Source organism: Rhodococcus sp. OAS809 (genome assembly GCF_040546695.1).
GTDB classification, from domain to species: Bacteria; Actinomycetota; Actinomycetes; order Mycobacteriales; family Mycobacteriaceae; genus Rhodococcus_F; species Rhodococcus_F qingshengii.
Map to the genome: position 1 here is coordinate 2,068,679 of NZ_JBEPOI010000002.1, position 19,221 is coordinate 2,087,899.

A 19,221-nucleotide genomic window follows, 5' to 3' on the forward strand; every position below is an offset into this window, starting at 1 on the left:
GAACAAGATTCGACAGTCGCTGATCGAGACTATCGGTACTCGCCGACAGACCGACGAAAGAACGCGCCGACCAGCGGTCGGCGCGTTCTTCGATTTACGGTACGAAGCTTCAGGAAAAGCCCACACCAGTCACACTCTTCAGGTGCTCGCTGCTGACCCCTGGAGCCAGCTCCACAAGCTGCAGCCCGTCCGCGGTGACGTCCAGCACTGCCAGGTCGGTGATGATCCGGTTGACGACGCTCTGACCGGTAAGCGGCAGCGTGCAGGCCTCGACGATCTTGGGATTGCCGTCGCGGTCGGTGTGCTCCATCACGACGATGACGCGGCGGGCTCCATGGACCAGGTCCATCGCCCCACCCATGCCCTTGACCATCTTGCCCGGCACCATCCAGTTGGCAAGGTCACCGGTCTTCGATACCTGCATCCCGCCGAGCACCGCGGTGTCGATGTGACCACCGCGGATCATCCCGAACGAGAGGGCCGAGTCGAAGAACGCGGCACCAGGATTGACGGTGACGGTTTCTTTACCGGCATTGATGAGGTCGGCATCGACCTGATCATCGGTCGGATACGGTCCGGTACCGAGGATGCCGTTCTCGCTGTGCAGGACCACTTTGACACCCTCGGGCAGGTAACTGGGGATCAGCGTCGGCAGGCCGATGCCGAGGTTGACGTACTCCCCCGGCCGCATCTCGGCGGCAGCGCGAGCGGCCATCTCGTGGCGAGTCCAACCGATACGGGTTTCCTCTGCACTGGTCACTTGGTGCCTCCTGAGACGGTCCGCTTCTCGATCCGCTTCTCCTGTGGGCCTGTGTGCACGACCCGCGCGACGAACACACCAGGTAGGTGCACGTGTGCGGGGTCGATGTCGCCCGGCTCGACGAGGTTCTCCACCTGCGCGATGGTGATCCGGCCGGCCATGGCAGCAAGCGGGTTGAAGTTCATCGCCGTCTTGTTGAAGACGAGATTTCCTTCGGTGTCACCGTAGTCCGCATGCACGAGCGCGAAGTCAGCCGTGATCGCCTCTTCCAATACATACGTGCGGCCACCGAACACTGCCGTCGCCTTCGGTGGCGACGCCACGGCGATCGAACCGTCCGCGTTGTATCGCCACGGCAAGCCGCCCTCGGCGATCGGTGTGCCGACGCCCGCCGGAGTGTAGAACGCCGGAATGCCGGTACCGCCTGCTCGCAGCCGCTCGGCCAGCGTCCCCTGCGGCGTCAACTCCACTTCGAGCTCACCGGCGAGATACTGACGGGCGAACTCCTTGTTCTCCCCCACATACGACGCCGTCACCCTGGCGATCCGGTGCGCGCCGAGCAGAATGCCGAGACCGTAGTCGTCGACACCGCAGTTGTTGGAGAACACCTCGAGATCGGTGGCGTCGCCGTCGGCGATCGCCGCGATCAGTGCGTCGGGAATACCGCACAGCCCGAAGCCGCCCACTGCGAGCCTGGATCCGCTCGCGATGTCGGCAACTGCCTCAGCTGCCGTATTCACGACTTTGCTCATCCGCTAGTTCTCCTTCTGCTGAAAGATTCCGGCTCGGTGAAGAAGCTTCTCGGCGTGACGGAGAACGGGAGCGTCGACCATCTTGCCCTCGAACGCGAACACACCACGTTCAGTAGACACCGCGGCAAGCACTCGTGTGGCCCAGTCGATCTCTTTTTCCGAAGGTGCGAAGGCCCCGCGGATGACCTCGACCTGACTCGGATGGATCGCAACCTTCACGTCGAAGCCGACTGCGACGGCATCAGCGGACTCGACGCCCAGGCCGACGAGGTCCTTGATGTCGAGGTACACGGAATCGACAGCCAACCGGCCGTAGCTCTTCGCGGCCAGGAGAGACGTCGATCGGACATGCTTGGCAACGTCGCGGTACGAACCGTTCGGGTGCCTGCTCGAATTACCGCCGAGACCGGCCACAAGATCCTCGGCTCCCCACATGACACCGATGGCGTTCGCAGCAAGCGCGATGTCGGCCACGGCGAGGGCTCCTCGCGGGGACTCGACGAGCGCAACCACGTCCGCCGGTGCGAGCGAGAGGACGTCCTCGGCCGATTCGCACTTGGACAGCATGAGACGCGAATAGTGTGTGCCGTCCAGCGCGATCAGATCGAGTTCGTGATCATGTGTACCGACCGGATTGACGCGCACGACCGTCCGCTCCGGATCGAGAGGCGTGTCGATCAGGGCTGCACGTGCGGCTTCCTTGTCGGCCGAAGCCACACCGTCTTCGAGATCGAGGATCACGACGTCGGCAACAGCCGCGGCCTTCGCATAGCGCTCGGGACGATCCGCCGGGCAGAACAACCACGCCGGCCCCGGCGGTGTCCACGTCATGAGGACACCTCTGCCGGACGCAGTTGCACCAGTGTCTTGCGCGTGGCCAGTGCGACGACGTCACCGTGCTGGTTGCGCCCGGTGTGCACGAGCGTCACGATGCCTTCACCTGGACGGCTCTTCGATTCGCGCTTGTCCGCGATGAGCGTCTCGGCATACAAGGTGTCGCCGTGAAAGAGCGGCTTGGGGAAGCTGATCTCGGAGAAACCGAGGTTCGCCACGATGGTGCCCTGCGTCAACTGCGCGACGGACAGGCCGACGATGGTCGACAGGGTGAACATCGAATTGACCAGCCGCACACCGAATTGAGTGTCCTCGCTGTACGCGGCATCGAGATGCAACGCCTGCGTGTTCATCGTCAAAGTCGTGAACAGGACGTTGTCAGCCTCGGTCACCGTCCGGCCTGGGCGATGCTCGTAGATCGCGCCGACCTCGAACTCCTCGAACCAGAGCCCGCGCTGAGTGATCTTCTTGGGGTTCGTCACAGCCCTGCCTCACGAGCGATGAGCATCAACTGCACCTCGGTCGTTCCCTCACCGATTTCGAGGATCTTGCTGTCACGGTAGTGGCGCGCGACGGCGTACTCGTTCATGAAGCCGTATCCGCCGTGAATCTGCGTGGCGTCACGGGCGTTGTCCATGGCAGCTTCGGAGGAAATCAGCTTGGCGATAGACGCCTGCTTCTTGAACGGCTTGCCCGACAACATGAGTGCGGCCGCGTCGTAGTACGCGGTACGTGCGACGTGGGCACGAGCCTCCATACGCGCGATCTTGAACGCGATGGCCTGGTTGTGTCCGATGGGGCGACCGAACGCCTCGCGCTCCTTGGCGTACTTGATCGACTCGTCGACGCAGCCCTGGGCGGCACCGACGCTCAACGCGGAGATGGCGATGCGGCCTTCATCGAGGATGCGCAGGAAGTTCGCGTAGCCGCGGCCGCGCTCACCGAGCAGATTCTCTTCGGGGACACGAACATCGGCGAACGTGAGCGGATGGGTGTCGGATGCGTTCCAACCGACTTTGTTGTACGCCGGTTCGGCCGTGAAGCCGGGCGTCGTGGTCGGCACGAGGATCGTCGAGATCTCCTTCTTGCCGCCGTCCTTGACACCCGTGACCGCGGTGACCGTCACGAGCTTGGTGATGTCGGTGCCCGAGTTGGTGATGAACTGCTTGTTGCCGTTGATGATCCACTCACCGCTGTCGAACTTCGCGGTGGTCTTGGTGCCGCCGGCGTCGCTACCCGCACCGGGTTCGGTCAGGCCGAAGGCAGCCAACGACTTGCCGCTGGTGAGCTGCGGAAGCCACTCCTGCTTCTGCGCCTCGTTACCGAAACGGTAGATCGGCATGGCACCAAGGGACACACCAGCTTCGAGAGTGATCGCGACGCTCTGGTCGACCTTGCCCAGCTCTTCGAGCGCCAGGCAGAGTGCGAAGTAGTCGCCGCCCATTCCGCCGTACTCCTCGGGAAACGGCAGGCCGAACAGTCCCATGTCAGCCATCCCGGCCACTACCTCGTACGGGAAGGTGTGGTTGGCGTCGTGCTCGGCAGCAACCGGTGCCACTACGGTCTTCGCGAAATCCGCAACCGTCTTGGCGAGCTGCTGGTATTCGTCCGGAAGCGCTCCGGTGGCAAGGTAATCGGACATCAGGCGTCTTCCTTCTGCGTCGTGTTCTCGGTCTTTACTTCTGCAGTCTCTTCGTCCGCGACAGGTACCACGCGGGCCAGAACCTGATCCACCATCACCTGATCGCCCTGACGGACAAGCACTTCCACGATCCCGTCGATCGGGGACGTCAAGGAGTGCTCCATCTTCATGGCCTCGACCACGACGAGTGGTTGTCCCGCGCTCACTGCCGCGCCGTTCTCGACGTTGACTGCGATGACGGCACCGGGCATGGGGCTGGCGATTTCGGCGTCACCGGCATGCTTGTCCTCACCGCGAACGCTGACTTCGGCTACCTCGCGCACGTGCCAGGTTCCGCCGCCTGCCAGCCACAGACCGCCATCGGTCTGGGCGACGACAAACGTGCGTCGACGTCCGTCGATCACCACCGCCAGTTCGGATCCCGTCAGGGTCGCGCTGAATGCGCGAGGCTGTGAACCTTCGACCTCGACCTTTGCATCCGCGGGAACGCCGACGATCGCAACGTGCGCCGTTCGGGTGCCGGCGGAGAGCCTGATGCTGGTCGGAGCGGGAGTTCCGACGCGCCACCCACTCGGGACGTCCCAGGGATCAACGGATTCCGAAGTTGTCCACCGCGAGAGCCAGCGATACGCCGCGGCAGCAATGAGCACCTCGTCGGAGGCGTCGGCTGCGACAAAGTCTTCGACGCGACGATCGAGCAGACCGGTGTCGAGGTTGCCCGCGATCACATCCGGATCAGCGAGGAGGAACCGTGCGAATTCGATGTTGGTCACGACTCCGAGCACTGCGGTGTCACCGAGTGCGCGATCGAGCTTGCGCAGTGCGCCCGCGCGGTCGGGAGCGTGGGCGATGACCTTGCTGAGCATCGGGTCGTAGTCACTGCCGACGACGGTGCCCGCGAGCAGTCCGGAATCGACGCGCACGCCGGAACCTGACGGCTCGACCAGATCGACGACGCTGCCGCCGGTCGGCAGGAATCCACGGCCCGGATCCTCCGCGTACACACGAGCTTCGATGGCGTGCCCGGTCAGCGTGATGTCACTCTGGGAGAAGGCCAACTTCTCCCCTGCTGCCACACGGACCTGCCATTCGACCAGATCCAGTCCGGTCACCATTTCGGTGACGGGATGCTCGACCTGGAGGCGGGTGTTCATCTCCATGAAGAAGAACTCGTCCGGCTTGTCGGCGGAGACGATGAACTCCACGGTGCCGGCGCCGGTGTAATCGACGCTTCGAGCGGTGTTGCACGCTGCCGCGCCGATCCGGTCACGGGTCACCTGATCGAGCAGCGGCGAGGGAGCCTCTTCGATGACCTTCTGATGACGCCGCTGCAGGCTGCATTCGCGCTCACCGAGGTGAACGACGTTGCCGTGCTGGTCGGCGAGAACCTGGACCTCGATGTGCCGGGGCCGCAGGACGAATCGCTCGAGGAACAGGGTGTCGTCGCCGAACGACGACGCGGCCTCACGGCGGGCACTGCGAAGAGCCTCGGCCAGATTGGCCGGATCCTCGACCAGACGCATTCCCTTGCCGCCTCCGCCGGCCGAAGGCTTGACCAACACCGGGTAGCCGATGTCCTCGGCCGCTGCGATCAGTTCTTCGTCGGTCAGATTGGGGCGAGCGATACCCGGGACCACCGGCACGTCGAACGCGGCAACGGCGTTCTTCGCGGTGATCTTGTCACCCATCACCTCGATGGCGTGCTCGGAGGGGCCGAGGAAGGCGATTCCGGCAGCCGCACAGGCAGCCGAGAACGCCGAGTTCTCCGACAGGAAGCCGTAACCGGGGTGAATACCCTGAGCACCGGTGGACTTGGCAGCGTCGATGACCTTGTCGATGACGAGGTAGCTTTCACGCGCCGCGGCCGGTCCGATGTTGACGGCAGTGTCGGCCTCGCGGACGTGGCGAGCATTCGCGTCGGCGTCGCTGTAGACGGCGACGCTGCGAATTCCCAACTCACGCAACGTGCGGATCACGCGAACCGCGATCTCACCGCGGTTGGCCACGAGAACAGTATCGATAGTGCGCAACTCAGTCATTTCGCTCACATCCGGAAGACGCCGTAGGAGACCGGCTCGATCGGCGCGTTCGCGCACACCGAAAGGGCCAGGCCGAGAACAGTTCTGGTATCTGCGGGATCGATGACACCGTCATCCCACAGCCGCGCAGTGGAGTAGTACGGATTGCCCTGAGCCTCGTACTGCTCGCGGATCGGCGCCTTGAAGGATTCTTCGTCCTCGGCCGACCACGGATTACCCGCGCTGTCGAGCTGCTCGCTACGAACCGTCGAGAGCACCGAAGCTGCCTGCTCGCCGCCCATGACCGAGATGCGCGCGTTCGGCCACATCCACAGGAAGCGAGGTGAATACGCGCGTCCACACATGGAGTAGTTGCCGGCGCCGTACGAGCCGCCGATGACAACTGTCAGCTTGGGGACCCGCGCACACGCGACTGCGGTGACCATCTTGGCGCCGTGCTTGGCGATGCCGCCGGCCTCGTAGTCGCGTCCCACCATGAAGCCCGCGATGTTCTGCAGGAACAGCAGCGGAACACTGCGCTTGTCACACAGTTCGATGAAATGTGCTCCCTTCATGGCGGATTCGCCGAAGAGCACGCCGTTGTTGGCGATGATGCCGACCGGGTGGCCCTCGATGTGCGCGAAACCGGTGACGAGCGTCTTGCCGTATTCAGCCTTGAACTCCTGGAACGCGCCACCGTCGACGAGCTTGGTGATGACCTCGTGCACGTCGTACGGAGTACGGGGATCAGTCGGAACGACGTCGTACAGCTCGCTCTGATCGGCGACGGGCGGAACCGTGGAGATGACGTCCCACGGGCGCTCGGAGCGGGGGCCGAGCGTGGCAATGATGTTGCGCACGATCCGAAGTGCGTCGCGGTCGTCCTCGGCCAGGTGGTCGGTGACGCCGGAAACCTTGGAGTGCAGGTCGCCGCCGCCGAGCTCTTCCGCCGTCACGATCTCGCCGGTGGCTGCCTTCACCAGCGGCGGGCCGCCGAGGAAGATGGTGCCCTGGTTGCGGACGATCACTGCTTCGTCGCTCATCGCGGGCACGTAGGCGCCGCCCGCGGTGCACGAACCGAGAACCGCGGCGATCTGGGGAATCCCCTTGGCGCTCATGGTCGCCTGGTTGTAGAAGATCCGGCCGAAGTGCTCACGGTCCGGGAAGACCTCGTCCTGGCGCGGCAGGAAGGCGCCGCCGGAGTCGACGAGGTAGATGCAGGGAAGGTTGTTCTGCAGCGCAACTTCCTGCGCGCGCAGGTGCTTCTTCACCGTCATCGGGTAGTAGGTGCCGCCCTTGACCGTCGCGTCGTTGGCAACGATGACGCACTCGCGACCCGACACACGACCGATACCGGTGATGACGCCGGCGCCCGGGCACTCGTCGTCGTACAGGCCGTTGGCCGCCAGTGGGGACAGCTCGAGGAACGGGCTGCCCTGGTCGAGCAGCGAGTCGACGCGATCTCGCGGCAGCAACTTCCCTCTGCTCACGTGGCGCTCGCGAGAGCGCTCGTTGCCACCCAGCGCTGCTTGCGCCAGTTTCTTCTTCAGTTCGTCCACCAGAACGGTGTGATCGGACCGGTAGCCCGATCCTTGCGTGATTCCACTGGGAGTCATCCCGCCGCCTTCGCCATGAGTTAATGCTCGATAACTGAAACTAGATTAACTATGATTAACTGAGTTGTCCAGAACACAAGCGAAGAAAGATCGAGAGAATGACCTCTGAGCAGGTAGCAGCTCCGACGCGACGCGATCAGATGAAGGCCGACCGTCGACGTCAGCTCTTGGACGCCGCCGCACGGTTGATCGCCGAACGCGGATTCGTGAGTGTGCGACTCGAAGACCTCGGCGCGGCCGTCGGCATCAGCGGCCCGGCCGTGTACCGGCACTTTCCGAACAAGGACGCCGTCCTCGTGGAACTTCTCGTCGGCATCAGCACGCGCCTGCACGAAGGCGGCTCTGCGGCAGCGGAGGCAGCGGACTCACCGAGCGCTGCTCTCGACGCACTGGTGGAGTTCCACCTCGACTTCGCACTGGGCGAGCCGGACCTGATCCGCATCCAGGACCGCGACCTCGAAAGCTTGCCGGCCGACGCGCGTCGACAGGTACGCCAGACGCAGCGCAAGTACGTCGAGGTCTGGGTCGGGGTGCTCGAGCAACTCGATCCCCAACTCGATCAGGCGGACGCACGAATCAAAGCGCATGCCACCTTCGGTCTGATCAACTCGACCCCTCACAGCGCCAACCCCGCTTCGCCGGCACGCGCGCGTCGAGTCCTGCGGGATATGACGCTCGCCGCACTGCGCACCCACTGAAACCGGACACGGCACAATCGGTGGCAGACTGGTTACACCAGCTAACAGATGAGGGTGCCGAACGTGGAAGACAGCAGTGGGGTCAGCAGGGCCGATTTCGCCGAACTGCGGACCGAGTTCTCCCGCTTCATGATGTTGTACCAATTCGGAATCTCCGAACTGATGACCAAGGTGAACATCCTCAAGGACGAGTTCACTCACATCAATCAGTACAGCCCCATCGAACACGTCACGTCACGGGTCAAGTCACCGGACAGCATCCTGCGAAAGGCTCAACGCCTGAACGTCCCGCTGACGATCGACGACATCTCGAAGAACATCTTCGACATCGCTGGAGTACGTATCACCTGCAGCTTCATTTCCGACACGTACCGAATCGCCGAGATGCTCACCAGCCAGACGGACCTTCGGGTGATCGAGCGCGAGGACTACATCGCCGATCCGAAACCCAACGGCTACAAGAGCTTGCACTTGATCGTCGAGGTCCCGGTTTTCATGAGTGACCGCGTCAGGCACGTACCGATCGAACTTCAGATCCGCACGATCGCGATGGATTTCTGGGCGAGCCTCGAACACAAGATCTACTACAAGTACAACCGCGAGGTTCCCGTCGAACTCCTCGACGAACTCACCGAGGCTGCAGCCGCGGCACACCGCCTGGACGTCAAGATGGAACGACTCAACGACGAGTTCGCCAAAATCAAAGCGCTACCGCATCCTGACGACGAAATCCTCGAGCAGGATCTGCCGGCGCAGTTCCTCGAGGCGCTGCATCTTCAGCGACGGGCGCTCTGAATTCGGTCCCCCTCCCCTGAGCGAACGCGCCTTTCGGCGCATCTGAGGCGACGAAAGTGCCGTTCGCTCACAACTGGGGTCGGACAACTAGGGCAAACAAAAAGAAGTGCGCCCTCCCGAACTTCGGGAGGGCGCACTTCTCGAATTGGGTCGGCTTGCTATTTCTTGCCAGTGACGGCGCTGTAGCCGATCGAGAGCACGGCCGCCGCGGCGATGCTGATGATCCAGCGGATCCAGTCGATTCCACCCGTGTCGCCCTTGTCCGAGATCGCTCCCCAGACCCAGTACCCGATAAGCGCTCCGGCGATACCCAGCACGACGGTCACGATCATGCCGTACTGCTGCTTACCTGGCAGTACGAGACGAGCCAGGATTCCGATGACTGCGCCGAAAATGATGGTTCCGATAATTTGCCCCATGACAGCCCCTCTCACACGTCGTGCATGCACGCGGACGGAAGATCACCGCTCAGGGAAACAATAACCACAGTCACACACAACTGTCGCTTGTTGACCGAATTGTTGTCCGAGATGCAACCTCGACGCGTTACATCCACGACATTCGCGAGTTATTTTTTCGCAATCAAGCGGACCTACCGTTCCCATCCATGCCAACTTCCGTAAAACTGCCGAACAGCGAGCTCGCGCGACTCGCCAACAAGCCGCCCTGGTACCGATCACTGTTCGTGCAATTGATCGCCGCTATCGTCATCGGTGTTCTCATCGGCTGGTTGTGGCCGGAATTCGGCACGAACCTCAAGCCCCTCGCCGACGGGTTCATCAAGCTGATCAAAATGCTGATCGCGCCGATCATCTTCTGCACCGTTGTGATCGGGATCGCCCACGTCGGGGATCTGAAGGCCGTGGGGCGTATCGGCGTCAAAGCACTCATCTACTTCGAGGTCGTGACCACCTTCGCCCTGTTGTTCGGGCTGCTCATCGGAAATCTGATGAAGCCGGGTGCGGGATTCGACATCGATCCGGAGACGCTGGCGAACGGTGCGGACGCCGTGGCAGCCAAGACCGGAAGTGGCGAACTTCCCCACACCGTCGAATTCCTGCTCAATATCATTCCGGTGTCGATAGTTTCGGCCTTCGCCGAGAACGCACTCCTCCAAGTCCTCTTCTTCGCCGTACTGTTCGGGCTCGCATTGGCCAAGGCGGGTGAGAGTGGACCACCGATCGTGTTCGAACTCGTCGATCGTCTGAGCCATCTGTTCTTCACGATCATCGGCTGGATCATGAGACTGGCGCCGTTGGGCGCTTTGGGCGCGATGGCGTACATCGTCGGTCAGTACGGGATCGCTTCGCTCGGAAGTTACGGAAAGCTGATCGCCGCATGCTATCTCGCCGCCGTCCTGTTCATCCTCATCCTGGCCGCGATAGTCAGGTACTTCGCGGGCGTGAACCTGTGGAAATTCGTCAAGTACATCAAGGACGAACTCTTCCTCGCTTTGGGAACGGCGTCGACCGAAGTAGTTCTGCCCCGAATCATGATCAAGCTCACCAACGCCGGATGCTCGCGCACTACAACAGGATTGGTGGTGCCTACCGGCTACTCGTTCAATCTCGACGGCGCAACGCTGTACCTGTCGATCTGCATGCTGTTTCTGGCGCAGGCACTCGGCGTGGACCTGACACTCGGTGAACAGATCACTGCCGTCCTGGTTCTGATGCTCACCTCGAAGGGAATGGCCGGCGTGCCGGGATCGTCATTCCTGGCGCTGTCGGCCACCGTGGCCGCAATCGGTCACGGCGCAATTCCCGTCGCCGCAGTCGCTCTCCTACTGGGCGCCGATCGAATCATGGATTCGATGCGGGTGTCGGTGAACCTGCTCGGGAACTGTGTCGCAACCTTCGTGGTCGCCAATTGGGAGGGGCAGCTCGACAAGGAGCGCATGCGCCGAGTGCTCGACGGAGAAGACGTTCCACCGCTCGAGGAAGTCGATCCGATCACCGGGAAAACTGTTCCGGCACCGGAGGCCGAAGCACTCAAGACAGTTTCAACGCCGTGATGCGGTCTTCACTGGAACGCAACAGCATCTTGTCCCCCGCCCACAGCTCCCGCGGCATCGCCCAAGGCGTGAACTCGTCGTCCCCGTCCTGATCCACCCGAACCTCCCAACTACGTTGGCCCGTACGGACATCCGTTCCGTAGACGTTTCCCTCGTCGATAACGACATCGCCGTGCCAGACAACCTCCCCGGCGCGCTCGGCGTTCGATCGCCACAGGACCTCACCGGTGAAGAGGTCCACGAACTGGACCTCGGGTCCGGAACCGGAACGGGTCACGGCAACCACGTTGCCGATCACCGCCAACGACTGTGCGGTGTCGAAGAGTTCACTGTTGGACCACAATTTCTCGCCGGAAGTCCGGTCGAAACCGCTGTGTCCCAGAATGATCGGAGTCGATCTTCCCGCGGGATCATCTCGGCTGTATCGCCCGCCGTAGTACGAGGACTCCGAGGGCAGTTCGTCCGTCCTGGCGAACTCGCGCCCGTACTGATCGAGTGCGTACTCACTTGTCGGCCGGCCGTTCCCTTCGCAACCGCCGTCCGACACCAATGTCACACCGTCCGACGACGTATGCGCGGTCGAACAGGTGGAGTAACCGTGTACCCACCGCTGTTCGCCGGTCTTCAGGTCGAATCCCAGAGACTCGTCGAGAGCGATCACACCCAGATCGCCGTGCACCGACATCACCGGATCGACGTATCCGGCTTCCCACGATCCACCGACGTCGAACGCTTTGGACCAGTTCGCTTCCGGATCGTCGACGGTTCCGCTGTGCACGCGAACGTCGTTGCTCTCGATATCACCCTCGAGCGCGAGGACCGTATCACCCGAGACAACCGCGATGATCGGTGCCCACGGCGTCTTGACGTCTCGACGCTCTCCTGTCTCGATGTCGAAAAGTGAGTACGAACCACCGGATACGTACGGCCCGGAGAAACACAGCACCGAACTGCCGAGCAGAGTCTCGGAGCAACCACCGACGTCGACCGCCGACGTGCGCCAACGGACAGTGCCGTTGTCGGCATCGAGTGCGACCAATTCCGCGTCGTCCAGCGAGTATGCCTGGCGGTCCGGCATACCGATCATCGTGACCACGAGTGATCCGGCGTCGATGAATCCGCCCATGTCCATGTTGAATTCGGTTCCAACAAGCGGGCTCCGGAAGATCGCGAACTCGCGCCCGAGAATCTCGGAGGCCTCGACGCTCCATAGCTGCGACGAGATCGCTGTCGGGCCAGAACTCGTCGACGTGACCACCGTGGCGATGGCGGCAGTGGCGGTGACTACGGCTGCGGCGGCCGCGATCCGAAGTCGCGATTTCGGGGAGAATCTGGTGCTCATCGAATCTCCAAGCCTTCGGTCGTCGCGAGAAACTCCAACTGCTCGAACGTCATCGGATCGCTCGGGATCGCAGCCGACGACGAAACCGAGACTTGGGTCCCATTCGGGCGGGTGACGACCACCGACCTGCTCGTTTCCTGCGTCGATTCTGCTTTCGAGCCGTCATTTGTCATGGGCACGGTCGCGTAGTTCCGTTCGTCTCGCTCGATCACGGATCCATCCGGTCGCGTCACGACCTCCAAGGGGTGCCCGTCGTAGGAAGGGTCGTATTTGTTGGGCTCCGTAGGGAGTGGTTGTCCGCCGGTAATTGTCATGTTGAGCGTCGACTCGCTGTCTCCCGTCCGGGTGAGAAGTCTCTGACATGCAGTGGACTTGTCATTCTCCGCCACCGTCAGAGTGCCCGGTCCGGTATCAAGAATCGGAAAACCCGGAGATACAGCGCGCCATCTGATCTCGAGTACCGCGTTGAGACGTTCGATCGTCGCGCGATCGAGTTCAGCCACGTCGCTAGAGTCTCGAGGGATCCCGTGGCACCCGGGCGAAAGGGGTGCCGTACCCGGGGGAACTGGAGTAGTGATTCGCAGCTGTGGCATTTCGACAAGGGTTACAAGGTCGTCGAGAGTCAGTGGCACCACGCCGGAACTCTCGGCGTTCCGACCTCCGTCGTTGTTAGTGTCGTTGACATACGCCTGAATACGGGTCCCGTCGACTCCGTACAACATCGCCGACCGACCAAGGGTGCGTACACCATTGGTTTCGCTCCACGTATCCTGCAGATCCACTACCGACTGGTCAGCCAGCACCCGACGTTCGACGAGCGACCCCGCAACACACGATGGGATCGGATCAGAACTCGAGTGCAGCATCAGGCTGAGCGCGCCGATCTTCCCGTCCCGAATCAGCGTCCCGGACGCAGTGGTGGACGCCAACTCCTCGAGCGAGAAACCCTCGGGCAGCCCATCTGTGTTCGAAGGTGCAGAGATCGGCCCGAACTGCAGCGAATTACCCGGGCTGGCGAACTTCAGCTCGACATCTTTCGGGAGCGCCTGCTTGACCGCTTCCGACATCGCGGCGGCCTTGGCACTCGAGAACCACGGAAAGCGTGGATCGTCGTACGTATCAGATCCGTCGAGAATATAGGAGAAGAACGAATCCTCCTCCGGCGCTTCGACGCTTTCACAACCCGGAATCGTTGTCGGGTACACCGCGCTCGGCGTGACGTACGAGAATTCAGGCACGTCTTCCGCCGGAATCTCGTCCGGTGTGGATGTCATGGTGATCGAAGATGACGCAGCTACCGAGATGTCATCGGACGGCGAACTGCTCCACCGATCCACCAGCCCGGCAACCACTGTCCCGCCGGCGATCAGGGAGACGACCGTCAGCGCGAAGGTCCACTTCTCGGCCCGCTTCAAATCGGTTTGCTCCTTCGACACGTACCCTCGCAGTCACCGTCACGGCTCGCCCCCGATGCGCGTCGCCTCTGGAATTCCTGTCGCGATCACAGCAATTTCTGTTACCAACCGGATGGTTTCCTATCGCGCGGGCTCCGTATGAACACAGAAGAACGGGGTGCCAGTTGCTGTGCAACCGGCACCCCGTTCTGACTGCCTGAGTGCTTACACCCTCACAGGCACCTGATTCGGGTCTGGATCGGAATCCGGATCCTGCTCGATCGGAATCCGTCGAATCGCTTCACCCTCGATGTCGACGTTCGGCAGGATCTTGTCGAGCCACGCCGGCAACTTCCATGCCGAATCACCGAGAATCGACATGACCGCAGGGATCACGATCATGCGGATGATGAAGGCGTCGAAGAAGACTGCAGCCGCGAGGCCGAAGCCCATCATCTTGCTTGTCGTCTCCGAGGACAGCATGAATGCGCCGAACACGGAGATCATGATGATGGCCGCCGACGCGACCACGCGAGCACCATGGGTGTAGCCGGAGATGATGGCGTCCTTGGCCGACAATCCGTGCACGTATTCCTCGCGCATTCGCGTCACGAGGAACACTTGATAGTCCATCGCCAACCCGAAGACCACACCGATCATGAAGATCGGCAGGAACGAGATGATGGGTTGTGTGTGCTCGATCAGCCCGAAGTCACCCTCCTGGAAGATGGCCACCGTGGCGCCGAAGGTCGCACAGACGGAAAACAGGAATCCGAGAGTTGCGGTCAGCGGCACCAGGATCGAGCGGAAGACGACCATCATGATGATGAACGCCAGCCCCACAACCACGATGAGATACGGGATGAGCGCGGAACTGAGCTTCGACGACATGTCGGCAACGATCGCGGTTTGCCCCGCTACACCGAGTTCTGCGCCTTCCGATTTCACCGTCGATCCGTAATCCCGGATCTGATTCATCAGCTCGTGGGTTTCGGGGCCGCTCGGTGACATCTGCGGGGTGACCGCGATCAGCGCAGAGTTGGCGCCCGCCATCGGGTTTGCTGCGTCCGGTCCGTTTCCGACCCACATCAACTGATCCGGAGTTGCGACGTTGTCGAGGCCCTTGATGTGCGCGACAGTGCCTTCGGCAATCGCGGTGATGTCGGTGCCGTCAGGCGCGTCGAGCACGACGAACAATTCGCCATTGACGCCTTCACCGAACCCACGTTGCAGCAGGGCAAGTGCCGGCCGCTCTTCGTCCTGAGTGAACGAGAGTCCGAGTTCGAGCTTCGTCATCGGAATAGCCGCGATCACCAGAAGCACCAGCGCAGCACCCGCGATCGGCCACGGGTACTTGGTGACTATCTTGGCCCAGCGATGTCCGTTGGATTCCATCGTCTCGGGCTCGTCACCGTGGCGCAGCCCGGGGATACGAGGCGAGAACGCGAATCGGCCGAAGATACCCAGAACCGCTGGGATCAATGTGATTGCGCCGAGCACAGCGATGATGACGGCAACCGCTGCCGAGATTCCCATCTGCGTGATCATCGGAACCCCGACCACCGCCAGGGCCGCCAGCGCAACCACCACTGTCAGGCCTGCGAATACGACAGACGAACCGGCAGTACCTACTGCGCGTCCGGCGGCGGCTTCCCTGGTTCCGCCCAGGTTGAGCTCACTGCGGTAGCGCGACACGATGAACAACGCGTAGTCGATCGAGACTGCGATGCCGATCATCGTGACGATTCCCGTGACGCCTTCGTTGATGTCGAAGAAGCCCGAGCCGAGGGTGACAGTCAGAGTGGCCAGCGCAATTCCCAGAATTGCAGTGAACAACGGGATGAACGCCGCGATGAGTGCACCGAACGCCACGATCATCACGATGAACGCCACCGCGAAGCCGAGCATCTCCGACAGACCGCCCGCGGCCTGCACCTGCATCATCGAGCCGGTTCCTTCGACTTGCAAGCCGCCGGTGCGGAACTTTGCCATCAAGTCCAGGAACGCGGTCTTGTTGGCCTGCGTCTGATCCTCGATGCGAATCGACTGATTGAGCTGGATCAGCCCGACCTTGCCGTTGTCGCCGAGAACGGCCGACGCCACCGCTGGATTTGCCTCCGCGAGAGTGACCGGATTGACGATCTTCTCGGGATCGACGATGTCCGGCAACGTCTTCGCCTGCGCGATCAACTGATCGATCTGATCGCTGTGCGCGGCAAGCCCGTCGTCTGCCGCGATGAGAATGCTGGTCGACGCCTGAGTTTGCTGCTCCGCTGCCGCTGCAAAGTTCTCGTTCATCAACTCGGTCGCACGCTGTGAATCAGTGCCCGGAAGATTGAATTCTTTGGAGAACGTCGGATTTGTGGCGCTGATAGCGCCCCCCACCACCGCGATCACGATAATCCACGCGGCCACCACAAGATACTTGTGGCGGAAAGCGAACTTCCCCAACCTGTAAAGATACGTAGCCAACGTAGGCCTCTCTCGCCGTGGACTGGTCTGTCCGAAGAACACGGAGTCTTTCGGTGCCAAGGTCATACGGTACGGACCGACCGGCTCGTTGGCACCTGGTATATCTGCGAAAACGGCATATCCGGCGCGCTCTCCGAGTCCTTTTCAGACCGCTCGGTACCGTGGACACGACACGGGCAGGCGCCTCACCAGAGCAGACGTCGCGTAGCACGAAAGGCAATCCCATGAATCACGGCCAGGCCGTCGATCGCGATCTCCTCCTTGCAGGCCAACAGCGACTCGACGCGCGGGGGCCACGATTGACGGGATCACCTTCGCACCACGCGGTGGTGGAGGAAGTCGCGAACGAACTGACCGAACTGGGCCTCGAAGTCCGGCGTGATTCACACACTTTCGAACGCTGGGATCTACCGGCAACGTCTGACGGACTTCGCATCGAATTGCCCACGGGGCCGATCAAGGTTTCGTCCGCATTCCCCTACTCGGGATTGACCGGCCCTCAGGGAATCTCCGCTCCCCTGGTCCACGTCAGCGCGCGACGCCCCAAGTGGTCCTTGGCCAAGGGCGCGATCGCAGTGATCGAGGTCCCGCACATCGATCTTCCCCGCAAACTACTGGTCAGCGAGTGGGGTCCGATCGCCACCGACGAGACTCTTCGAAATCCGGTTCTCTCCGCGACTCTTCTTGGCCCGAAACTCGACAAGGCCCGCAAAGCCGGAGTGCTCGGCGTGATCGCGGTGTGGCGTGACATCGCTCCGGACAACGCGCTGGGACAATATCTTCCGTTCACGCAGCCGTACCACGACATCCCCGCCGTCTGGGTGGCCGGCGACGAGGGCAGGAAGGTTGTCGCTGCAGCTCGTTCGGGCCAGCGGGCCACTCTGGTTCTGGATGCAACTCTGCATCCGGACACCCGGACCGACACGGTGTGGGCGGTATCCCCGGGGACATCACCGGAAGAGACGATTCTGCTCATCACTCACAGCGACGGAACCAACGGCGTCGAGGAGAACGGGCATCTGGGAATGTTGGCCTTGGCGCGGCACGCCGTCGCGCAGCCGCATCGACGGTCGTACGTTTTTGTGCTGACGACCGGCCACCTTCGCATTCCAGCGGTGTCCAAGCACGGACAGGCAACGTCCACCTGGCTCGAAGCACACCCCGAGATGTGGAAGGGCGAAGACGGTCAGGCGCGCGCAGTAGCGGGGATCGCAATCGAACACCTCGGCGCACTGGGCGATACCGAGAACACCTCGATCGGCAGCTATTCGTTGGAGACCACTCCGGAACCGGAACTGCTCTACGCGACGAGTCGGGAAGTACACGACATCGTTGCACCGCTGTGGCGCGACATCGGGGCAGGCGATCGCCGAATCGTGGCGCCAGGACCGGTCATTCATTTCGGTGAGGGTGAACCGTTGTTCGAGCGGAAGATACCGGCGGTCGCCTTGGTGACGGCGCCGCAGTACCTGCTCGCTCTGCGTGACGCCGACACAGTCACGCACGTCGATCTCGACGCGATGGTCAAACAGGTCGAAAGTTTCCGCGATCTGCTCGACGCCTTCGACGCAACCGACACCGCGGCTTTCGGTCCGGTGGTCTCGCGCTCGGTGTTCGCGAAGTTCTCGGCGCTACTTCAGTTGATGCAGATTTTGTCGAAAGCCAAGAAATAGTGCTGTGCGCCTTTATTAACCGCGGGCGGTTAATAAAGGCGCACAGCACTTGGGGTTACTTGTCGTGAATGATCACGCCACGGATGTTCTTGCCGTCACGTAGATCCTGGTAGCCCTTGTTGACGTCTTCGAGGCTGTAGGTGTTGGTGATCAGTTCGTCGAGCTTGAGCTGACCGGCATCGTAGAGACGCAGCAGTCGCACGATGTCGTACTGCGGATTCATGGACCCGAACAACGTGCCCTTGATCGTCTTCTGATTCAGCGTCAGGTCGGTACCCGACACGTGAACGGTCAGCTTGGCGGGGTCGGCGAGTCCCGTGATCACCACGGTGCCACCCTTGCCGATCACTGCCGTCGCTGCACTGACCACGTCCTCGTCGACGGTGCCGACAAGGATGAGCGCAGCGTCGGCACCCTGTCCCCACGTCAGCTCGTTGACCTTGGCAGCAGCGCTCTCGGCGTCTGCAAAGGCATGGGTTGCACCGAACTTCAGTGCGGTCTCACGCTTGAGAGCAACCGGATCGACCACAACGACGTACTTGCAGCCGGCCGAAACGGCGCCCTGGACGGCGTTGATGCCGAGACCACCGATGCCGTAGATCACAGCGGTGTCACCGGCGCGAAGGTTACCGGCATTTACTGCCGTTCCCCAACCCGAAGGCACGCCGCAGCCGACGACCACCGCTGTCTCCAAGGGAAGCCAGTCGTCGATCTTGACTACCGAGTGCTGAGAAATGGTGGCGCGCTCGGAGAACGTTCCCAACATGCACATTCCGCCGAAATCCATTCCGTTGCCGTGGAAACGGAAGGAACCGTCGGGCATCGAGCCTTCGAGGATGGTGGCACCCATGTCGCAGAGGTTCTGGCGACCGGTCGAGCAGTAGCGACAGGTGCCGCAGTTGGGGATGAAGCTACACACGACATGGTCGCCCGGCTTGACCTTCGTGACGCCTGGGCCGACCTCTTCGATGATGCCCGAGCCTTCGTGTCCGCCGACGATCGGGTAACGCGGCGGGAGATCACCGTCGGTCAGGTGCAGATCCGAATGGCACAGTCCGGCAGCGGTGTACTTGATCAGTACCTCACCCACACCCGGGCCGTCGAGGTCGAGTTCCATGATCTCGAAGGGCTTTCCGGGCTCGAGCAGTACAGCAGCTTTGGTCTTCACTGGTGATCTCCTTGATTGTCGGACGAGAGAATGAGCGATGGGG

16 protein-coding genes are annotated in these 19,221 nt (G+C 62.1%); 4 read left to right on the plus strand and 12 right to left on the minus strand.

The genetic code is table 11. The features are described from left to right. Positions 1–109: 109 nt before the first annotated feature. From ABIE52_RS12525 to ABIE52_RS12555, 7 genes are read right to left on the minus strand one after another with little or no spacing between them, the layout of a single operon-like run. Complete coding sequence (locus ABIE52_RS12525) at positions 110–715, minus strand: 3-oxoacid CoA-transferase subunit B (RefSeq protein WP_178377296.1); 606 nt, start codon at positions 713–715, stop codon at positions 110–112. Positions 716–756: 41 nt separating this feature from the next. Beyond that, the gene (locus ABIE52_RS12530) at positions 757–1,512 is read right to left on the minus strand and encodes a CoA transferase subunit A (protein ID WP_042453312.1); all 756 of its coding nucleotides are present in this window, start codon (positions 1,510–1,512) and stop codon (positions 757–759) included. Positions 1,513–1,515: 3 nt separating this feature from the next. Continuing rightward, on the minus strand, positions 1,516–2,343 hold the full coding sequence (locus tag ABIE52_RS12535) for an HpcH/HpaI aldolase/citrate lyase family protein (RefSeq protein ID WP_192712130.1): 828 nt from the start codon (positions 2,341–2,343) through the stop codon (positions 1,516–1,518). Then, entirely contained in the window at positions 2,340–2,828 is a 489-nt protein-coding gene (locus tag ABIE52_RS12540) for a MaoC family dehydratase (RefSeq protein ID WP_003942078.1), read from the minus strand. The genes ABIE52_RS12535 and ABIE52_RS12540 overlap by 4 nt, the downstream gene beginning before the upstream one ends. Further along, a complete protein-coding gene (locus ABIE52_RS12545; RefSeq protein ID WP_007730190.1) occupies positions 2,825–3,988 on the minus strand; it encodes an acyl-CoA dehydrogenase family protein in 1,164 nt (387 codons plus the stop codon). The genes ABIE52_RS12540 and ABIE52_RS12545 overlap by 4 nt, the downstream gene beginning before the upstream one ends. After that, positions 3,988–6,027 carry an acetyl-CoA carboxylase biotin carboxylase subunit gene (locus tag ABIE52_RS12550; RefSeq protein WP_042453639.1) on the minus strand — a complete coding sequence of 680 codons (2,040 nt, stop codon included), beginning with the start codon at positions 6,025–6,027 and terminating at the stop codon, positions 3,988–3,990. Before ABIE52_RS12550 ends, ABIE52_RS12545 begins: the two co-directional genes overlap by 1 nt. 5 nt (positions 6,028–6,032) lie before the next feature. Beyond that, positions 6,033–7,622 (minus strand): carboxyl transferase domain-containing protein, encoded by a 1,590-nt coding sequence (locus tag ABIE52_RS12555; RefSeq protein ID WP_021334316.1) that lies wholly within the window; start codon positions 7,620–7,622, stop codon positions 6,033–6,035. Between the two features lie 98 nt (positions 7,623–7,720). Between ABIE52_RS12555 and ABIE52_RS12560 the strand changes: the two genes are divergently transcribed. Continuing rightward, entirely contained in the window at positions 7,721–8,320 is a 600-nt protein-coding gene (locus ABIE52_RS12560) for an SACE_7040 family transcriptional regulator (RefSeq protein ID WP_003941968.1), read from the plus strand. Positions 8,321–8,368: 48 nt separating this feature from the next. After that, the gene (locus tag ABIE52_RS12565) at positions 8,369–9,115 is read left to right on the plus strand and encodes a GTP pyrophosphokinase (RefSeq protein WP_024487832.1); all 747 of its coding nucleotides are present in this window, start codon (positions 8,369–8,371) and stop codon (positions 9,113–9,115) included. A gap of 158 nt (positions 9,116–9,273) precedes the next feature. Here the strand turns inward: ABIE52_RS12565 and ABIE52_RS12570 are convergent, their stop codons facing one another. Further along, on the minus strand, positions 9,274–9,534 hold the full coding sequence (locus ABIE52_RS12570; protein WP_003942027.1) for a GlsB/YeaQ/YmgE family stress response membrane protein: 261 nt from the start codon (positions 9,532–9,534) through the stop codon (positions 9,274–9,276). Positions 9,535–9,722: 188 nt separating this feature from the next. Here ABIE52_RS12570 and dctA point away from each other — a divergent pair, with 188 nt between their 5' ends. Further along, on the plus strand, positions 9,723–11,129 hold the full coding sequence (gene dctA, locus ABIE52_RS12575) for a C4-dicarboxylate transporter DctA (protein WP_192712129.1): 1,407 nt from the start codon (positions 9,723–9,725) through the stop codon (positions 11,127–11,129). Here dctA and ABIE52_RS12580 read toward each other — a convergent pair. The 3 genes from ABIE52_RS12580 to ABIE52_RS12590 all read right to left on the minus strand — a co-directional run bounded on the left by ABIE52_RS12580 (position 11,107) and on the right by ABIE52_RS12590 (position 16,337). Beyond that, positions 11,107–12,471: an outer membrane protein assembly factor BamB family protein gene (locus tag ABIE52_RS12580; protein WP_118606285.1), complete on the minus strand. Its 1,365-nt coding sequence runs from the start codon at positions 12,469–12,471 to the stop codon at positions 11,107–11,109. The genes dctA and ABIE52_RS12580 overlap by 23 nt on opposite strands. After that, the gene (locus ABIE52_RS12585; protein WP_064443339.1) at positions 12,468–13,907 is read right to left on the minus strand and encodes a hypothetical protein; all 1,440 of its coding nucleotides are present in this window, start codon (positions 13,905–13,907) and stop codon (positions 12,468–12,470) included. Before ABIE52_RS12585 ends, ABIE52_RS12580 begins: the two co-directional genes overlap by 4 nt. Before the next feature lie 183 nt (positions 13,908–14,090). Next, positions 14,091–16,337 carry an MMPL family transporter gene (locus ABIE52_RS12590; protein WP_047268953.1) on the minus strand — a complete coding sequence of 749 codons (2,247 nt, stop codon included), beginning with the start codon at positions 16,335–16,337 and terminating at the stop codon, positions 14,091–14,093. Between the two features lie 224 nt (positions 16,338–16,561). Here ABIE52_RS12590 and ABIE52_RS12595 point away from each other — a divergent pair, with 224 nt between their 5' ends. Further along, on the plus strand, positions 16,562–18,010 hold the full coding sequence (locus ABIE52_RS12595) for a zinc-binding metallopeptidase family protein (RefSeq protein ID WP_064074169.1): 1,449 nt from the start codon (positions 16,562–16,564) through the stop codon (positions 18,008–18,010). Between the two features lie 55 nt (positions 18,011–18,065). Here the strand turns inward: ABIE52_RS12595 and ABIE52_RS12600 are convergent, their stop codons facing one another. Continuing rightward, positions 18,066–19,178 (minus strand): NDMA-dependent alcohol dehydrogenase, encoded by a 1,113-nt coding sequence (locus ABIE52_RS12600; RefSeq protein ID WP_003942086.1) that lies wholly within the window; start codon positions 19,176–19,178, stop codon positions 18,066–18,068. Positions 19,179–19,221: the final 43 nt, after the last annotated feature.

What these genes read in the sequence shown, in the direction of transcription:
- ABIE52_RS12595 (WP_064074169.1), top strand. Translation starts at nt 16,562, where the DNA reads ATGAATCACGGCCAGGCCGTCGATCGCGATCTCCTCCTTGCAGGCCAA.
- ABIE52_RS12535 (WP_192712130.1), bottom strand. Translation starts at nt 2,343, where the DNA reads ATGACGTGGACACCGCCGGGGCCGGCGTGGTTGTTCTGCCCGGCGGAT.
- ABIE52_RS12580 (WP_118606285.1), bottom strand. Translation starts at nt 12,471, where the DNA reads ATGAGCACCAGATTCTCCCCGAAATCGCGACTTCGGATCGCGGCCGCC.
- ABIE52_RS12560 (WP_003941968.1), top strand. Translation starts at nt 7,721, where the DNA reads ATGACCTCTGAGCAGGTAGCAGCTCCGACGCGACGCGATCAGATGAAG.
- ABIE52_RS12555 (WP_021334316.1), bottom strand. Translation starts at nt 7,622, where the DNA reads ATGACTCCCAGTGGAATCACGCAAGGATCGGGCTACCGGTCCGATCAC.
- ABIE52_RS12550 (WP_042453639.1), bottom strand. Translation starts at nt 6,027, where the DNA reads ATGACTGAGTTGCGCACTATCGATACTGTTCTCGTGGCCAACCGCGGT.
- ABIE52_RS12565 (WP_024487832.1), top strand. Translation starts at nt 8,369, where the DNA reads ATGAGGGTGCCGAACGTGGAAGACAGCAGTGGGGTCAGCAGGGCCGAT.
- ABIE52_RS12545 (WP_007730190.1), bottom strand. Translation starts at nt 3,988, where the DNA reads ATGTCCGATTACCTTGCCACCGGAGCGCTTCCGGACGAATACCAGCAG.
- ABIE52_RS12530 (WP_042453312.1), bottom strand. Translation starts at nt 1,512, where the DNA reads ATGAGCAAAGTCGTGAATACGGCAGCTGAGGCAGTTGCCGACATCGCG.
- ABIE52_RS12525 (WP_178377296.1), bottom strand. Translation starts at nt 715, where the DNA reads ATGGCCGCTCGCGCTGCCGCCGAGATGCGGCCGGGGGAGTACGTCAAC.
- dctA (WP_192712129.1), top strand. Translation starts at nt 9,723, where the DNA reads ATGCCAACTTCCGTAAAACTGCCGAACAGCGAGCTCGCGCGACTCGCC.
- ABIE52_RS12570 (WP_003942027.1), bottom strand. Translation starts at nt 9,534, where the DNA reads ATGGGGCAAATTATCGGAACCATCATTTTCGGCGCAGTCATCGGAATC.